General features: G+C 45.2%; 1 protein-coding gene, 3 tRNA genes and 2 rRNA genes. 1 reads left to right on the forward strand and 5 read right to left on the reverse strand.

Annotated features, from left to right (window positions below; genetic code table 11):
• Positions 1-1,062 precede the first annotated feature (1,062 nt).
• From ACFILT_RS06125 to ACFILT_RS06145, 5 genes are all read right to left on the reverse strand, one after another.
• Positions 1,063-1,139, reverse strand: a tRNA-Met gene (locus tag ACFILT_RS06125).
• 104 nt (positions 1,140-1,243) lie between these two features.
• A 5S ribosomal RNA gene (gene rrf, locus ACFILT_RS06130) occupies positions 1,244-1,358 on the reverse strand.
• Positions 1,359-1,424: 66 nt separating this feature from the next.
• Positions 1,425-4,239, reverse strand: a 23S ribosomal RNA gene (locus ACFILT_RS06135).
• Between the two features lie 441 nt (positions 4,240-4,680).
• Positions 4,681-4,756 (reverse strand) — tRNA-Ala (locus ACFILT_RS06140).
• A gap of 253 nt (positions 4,757-5,009) precedes the next feature.
• Positions 5,010-5,086, reverse strand: a tRNA-Ile gene (locus ACFILT_RS06145).
• Between the two features lie 162 nt (positions 5,087-5,248).
• On the opposite strand from ACFILT_RS06145, the gene ACFILT_RS06150 reads away from it, so the two are divergent.
• Positions 5,249-5,445: hypothetical protein (locus ACFILT_RS06150; RefSeq protein ID WP_375679750.1), on the forward strand; the 197-nt coding region annotated here is incomplete at its 3' end.

Below are 5,445 nucleotides of genomic sequence, written 5' to 3' on the forward strand. Positions count from 1 at the left end.
AATCTGAGCTTAGATTTAGTCCCTTCAAAGCCTTTATGCGCGTAAATTACATACCTATACGTTCTTCCCCTACCCTACTTAATCTTATAATAAGGCAGCTCCGTATAAAAAACGGCACTATTCTTACATACCATAGCCATTATGTATGTTAGGATAGTGTAAAAAGCTGTTATTTCTCTATCTGAGCCGTAAAGCACTGCCCCCACAGATCATAGGCATAGGCTCGCTACCCCAAAAGCTTGCTAGGTAAAAATCCCCCTTAGTATTTAGTGGTATAGATAGTTTGGATGTCAATGAATTGTTTGCAGTTTTTTTGTTACAAAAAGTTAGCGGATTGTTTTGAGGATTTGGCTATACAGGCTACACATAGGACAAAGGGAGAGATGACATAAGAGCCAAGAGAATCTGAGTTTAGATTAAGTCCTTGAGCGCCCTTTAAGTGCGTGGCATTACGTAGCTTATACGTTCTTCCCCTACCCATTTTGCTTCCGAAGGTGCATGATGATTAGTAGGCATGCCCCTAGTTCTTATTTGGTTTTTGTACGTGGGAAGAGTTTTGAGTGATTAGCATTTTACTCCATGCGTTTACGCGTTACACTTGTTTTTTCCTGCTTTTATTTTCAGAGATTGATGCTATTTTTTGTTTTGCAGTACTAAGAAGAGCTTTTAGATTTATCGTTTTAGAAAGAAGAAAGCATTCTCTCCCTGCCTCTGCCTGCCACTGCTTCATTAGTGGCATGCCCTTTATTAGTCCCTATTGCATTCTTTTATGAGATGAGAAGGCATCCGATCCAGTTTCAAAGCCGCTCCTAGGTATTGGTAGTTTTACGGGGAACTAGTTTTTCTAGTTTTTTTGATGAGTTTCTATGAGAAAAGTGTAGCAGAAAGGGGAACTTATGTAGGTAAATTACTGACTTTTCCTAGTATAGGGGGAATTTTGAATAAAGAGTTATTCTATAACATTTTTCATGACGTGGATTTTTATATTTTCACGGGATATTATGGGCGTATTGTCATGTTTAGAGGTTATTTGATTTTTATGAGAGTATTAGTGTTTGCATTTGGTTGCGGGGGCAGGATTTGAACCTGCGGCCTTCAGGTTATGAGCCTGACGAGCTACCGGGCTGCTCCACCCCGCGTCATATATTTTAAGACAAGATTTTTTTATTGTCTACTCTCAGTATTGAGCATTGATATTTATCGTTATATTTTTTTGAATTGTTATCTATCATGCCTTTAGCAGACCTGGCGGCGACTTACTCTCCCGTGCCTTAAGGCAAAGTACCATCAGCGCTGGAGCGTTTCACGGCCGAGTTCGGGATGGGATCGGGTGCGTTCACTCCGCCATAACCACCAAGTCAGCAAAAAGCATGAATGATGAGAAGCTGGAATTTTATATTTTTGAAAGAATATGGGAAATGAGAACGATCAAGTCGATCGAACGATTAGTATCAGTAAGCTTCATGTGTTACCACACTTCCACACCTGACCTATCAACGTGGTGGTCTACCACGGTTCTCAGGGAATACTCGTTTTCAGGTGGGTTTCCCGCTTAGATGCCTTCAGCGGTTATCCCTTCCGTATATAGCTACCCTGCTATGCGGCTGGCGCCACAACAGGTCCACCAGAGATACGTCCATCCCGGTCCTCTCGTACTAGGGACAGATCCTGTCAATATTCCAACACCCACGGCAGATAGGGACCGAACTGTCTCACGACGTTCTGAACCCAACTCACGTACCGCTTTAAATGGCGAACAGCCATACCCTTGGGACCTGCTCCAGCCCCAGGATGCGATGAGTCGACATCGAGGTGCCAAACAACCCCGTCGATATGGACTCTTGGGGGTCATCAGCCTGTTATCCCCGGCGTACCTTTTATCCGTTGAGCGATGGCCCTTCCACACGGGACCACCGGATCACTATGACCGTCTTTCGACTCTGCTCGACTTGTCAGTCTCACAGTCAGGCAGGCTTATGCCATTGCACTCAACAAACGATTTCCGACCGTTTTGAGCCTACCATCGCGCGCCTCCGTTACTCTTTAGGAGGCGACCGCCCCAGTCAAACTACCCACCATACACGGTCCCGAATCCGGATAACGGACTGCGGTTAGACATCCATATCGGTAAGGGTGGTATTTCAAGGATGACTCCACAAGAGCTAGCGCCCCTGCTTCAAAGTCTACCACCTATCCTACACATACAGACACAAATGCCAGTGTAAAGCTATAGTAAAGGTGCACGGGGTCTTTCCGTCTAACCGCAGGAACCCCGCATCTTCACGGGGAATTCAATTTCACTGAGTCTACGTTGGAGACAGCGGGGAAGTCGTTACGCCATTCGTGCAGGTCGGAACTTACCCGACAAGGAATTTCGCTACCTTAGGACCGTTATAGTTACGGCCGCCGTTTACTGGGGCTTCAATTCAATGCTTGCACATCTCCTCTTAACCTTCCAGCACCGGGCAGGCGTCAGACCCTATACGTCGTCTTGCGACTTCGCAGAGCCCTGTGTTTTTGGTAAACAGTCGCTACCCCCTGGTCTGTGCCACCCTCTAACGGTTGCCCGCTAAAGGGTCACGCTTCTTCCAAAGTTACGCGTGCAATTTGCCGAGTTCCTTCAACGTAGTTCTCTCAAGCGCCTTAGTATTCTCTACCAGTCCACCTGTGTCGGTTTGGGGTACGGTCTATATGTGGGAGCTATTTCCTGGAACTGCTTCACTGCAAGATCAATCCAATAAGATCTTACAATATACGCAATCCGTCACTACCCACAGGTCCACGAATATTAACGTGGTTCCCATCGACTACGCCTTTCGGCCTCGCCTTAGGGGCCGACTCACCCTGCTCAGATTAACTTTAAGCAGGAACCCTTGGACTTTCGGCGAGGGAGTCTCTCACTCCCTTTATCGTTACTCATGTCAGCATTCTCACTTCCGATACCTCCAGGAGCTCTCACGAGTCTCCCTTCACAGGCTTACGGAACGCTCCGCTACCACTTACTCCATAAGGAGTAAATCCACAGCTTCGGTGTATGGCTTTAGCCCCGTTACATTTTCGGCGCAGGGACCCTTATTTAGACCAGTGAGCTGTTACGCTTTCTTTAAATGGTGGCTGCTTCTAAGCCAACATCCTGGTTGTTTTGGGATCCTCACATCCTTTCCCACTTAGCCATAACTTGGGGACCTTAGATGGTGGTCAGGGTTGTTTCCCTCTCCACGACGGACGTTAGCACCCGCCGTGTGTCTGCTAGTTAGTTCTTCCAGGTATTCGGAGTTTGGTTAGGTTTGGTAATCCGGTGAGGACCCCTAGCCCATCCAGTGCTCTACCCCCTGGAGAATTCGACTAACGCTCTACCTAAATAGATTTCGCGGAGAACCAGCTATTTCCGAGTTTGATTGGCCTTTCACCCCTAGCCACAAGTCATCCCAATCTATTGCAACAGATACGGGTTCGGCCCTTCAGTAAGTGTTACCTTACCTTCAGCCTGCTCATGGCTAGATCACTCGGTTTCGGGTCTAATCCAACGAACTGAACGCCCTATTCAGACTCGCTTTCGCTACGCCTACACCTACCGGCTTAAGCTTGCTCGTTAGACTAAGTCGCTGACCCATTATACAAAAGGTACGCCGTCACCCAGAACGAATCTTGGGCTCCGACTGTTTGTAGGCATTCGGTTTCAGGTACTATTTCACTCCCCTTGTCGGGGTACTTTTCACCTTTCCCTCACGGTACTGGTGCGCTATCGGTCATGCACGAGTACTTAGGCTTGGATCGTGGTCGACCCATGTTCAGACAGGATTTCACGTGTCCCGCCCTACTCTAGGACTTAAATCAGATTTACGTATACGGGACTATCACCCACTTTGGTACGACTTTCCAGTCGTTTCTACTTTTCTTAATTCAAGCCACTGGCCTGGTCCGCGTTCGCTCGCCACTACTAACGGAGTCTCGTTTGATGTCCTTTCCTACAGGTACTTAGATGTTTCAGTTCCCTGCGTTTGCTTCTTACACCCTATTTTATTCAGGTGTAGATACCTTTATGAGATGACTAGAAAATTAAACTGTCCTTTTACAAAAACAGCTTAATTTTTCTAGCCATCAAAGGTGGGTTGCCCCATTCGGAAATCTACGGATCAAAGGGTATTCGCACCTCCCCGTAGCTTATCGCAGCGTATCACGTCCTTCATCGCCTGTGCATGCCAAGGCATCCACCAAATGCCCTTAAGACACTTGATCGTTCTCATTACCAATATTCATTCACGGTTTGTCTGCTTCTCTTTATCTTGTGCAAAACAAAGCGCAAAACAAACCAAATATCAGCAGAAAAGACCAGCTTCTCGAGATATATTCAATGGCGCGGTTAAGCTTCCAATCATAAGCAAGGGCTTTGAGCATTCCCTTGCGACACATGTCTCTTTTTCTAAATTAAGATTTCCTCTTCGGAAGAAAGGTTTTTCTTTCAAGATCTTTTTTCAAATCTGTTTTCCAAAACCTTTTTTCGACAACAAGCATTTTCCCAAGAAAGTATTTTTCTTAACAAAAAACTTGTACCTCAGAAGGAACCTTAAAAAAGGAACATGTCTGAATATATCTTCTCTTCACAATTTCAATAGAACAAGCAAAAGATCACTGGACCTTTTACTAAACCGTGTTCTTACAACATGATGATGACCTAAATGGTGGAGCCGGACGGGATCGAACCGACGACCCCCTGCTTGCAAAGCAGGTGCTCTCCCAGCTGAGCTACGGCCCCTAAATAATGCTCTTTCAAATCAACCTTAACAAGATTTATCAACTTGCATTCCCTGTACTATTTTGATTTGCATCATTTAAATTTATCTGTACCACGGAAGGGGTTTTAAAAGCCTCTTTGAAAGCTTAATAGGATAAATTTAACAAATAATCTTTGGATGATAAAATAAAATCTTTAAAAATAAACAAAGATTGAAGCGTTTTTAATACGCTGAAGCTTCATACTCTTGGATAAGCAAAAAACGAGCATAAATTGGTGGGCCTGGGAGGACTTGAACCTCCGACCTCACGCTTATCAAGCGCGCGCTCTAACCAACTGAGCTACAAGCCCTCCGGGATAAACCGGAAAACCTTCCCCGGTATCATCTTAAATCACTGGAAAAGCTTTTTTTAGTGGCTTTCTTTTTTAGTCATTTCCTTTTAAAGCCTTTTTTTAAAACCCATAAGTTTTAATAAATCCATAGTTTTTAAAATCCATGGCACCTTGAAACACATGTTTTTCTTTGAAAAAACGTGGAATGATTATGATGTGAGGCTTTATTTTAAGAGATCGCCAGAAGGCTTGGGATCATCATCTGAAGAAAGAGAAACGAAGACGGCACGTCTGCTTTTATATTGTCAACACATGAGCACTAAGCCCTCAAATATTTCTCTCAACAGAGGTAGGGGCCTCAAAGAGACGGGGGGGGG

Origin of the sequence: Bartonella sp. AP7XZML (genome assembly GCF_042195745.1) — a bacterium.
In the GTDB taxonomy this organism is placed as follows: Bacteria; Pseudomonadota; Alphaproteobacteria; order Rhizobiales; family Rhizobiaceae; genus Bartonella.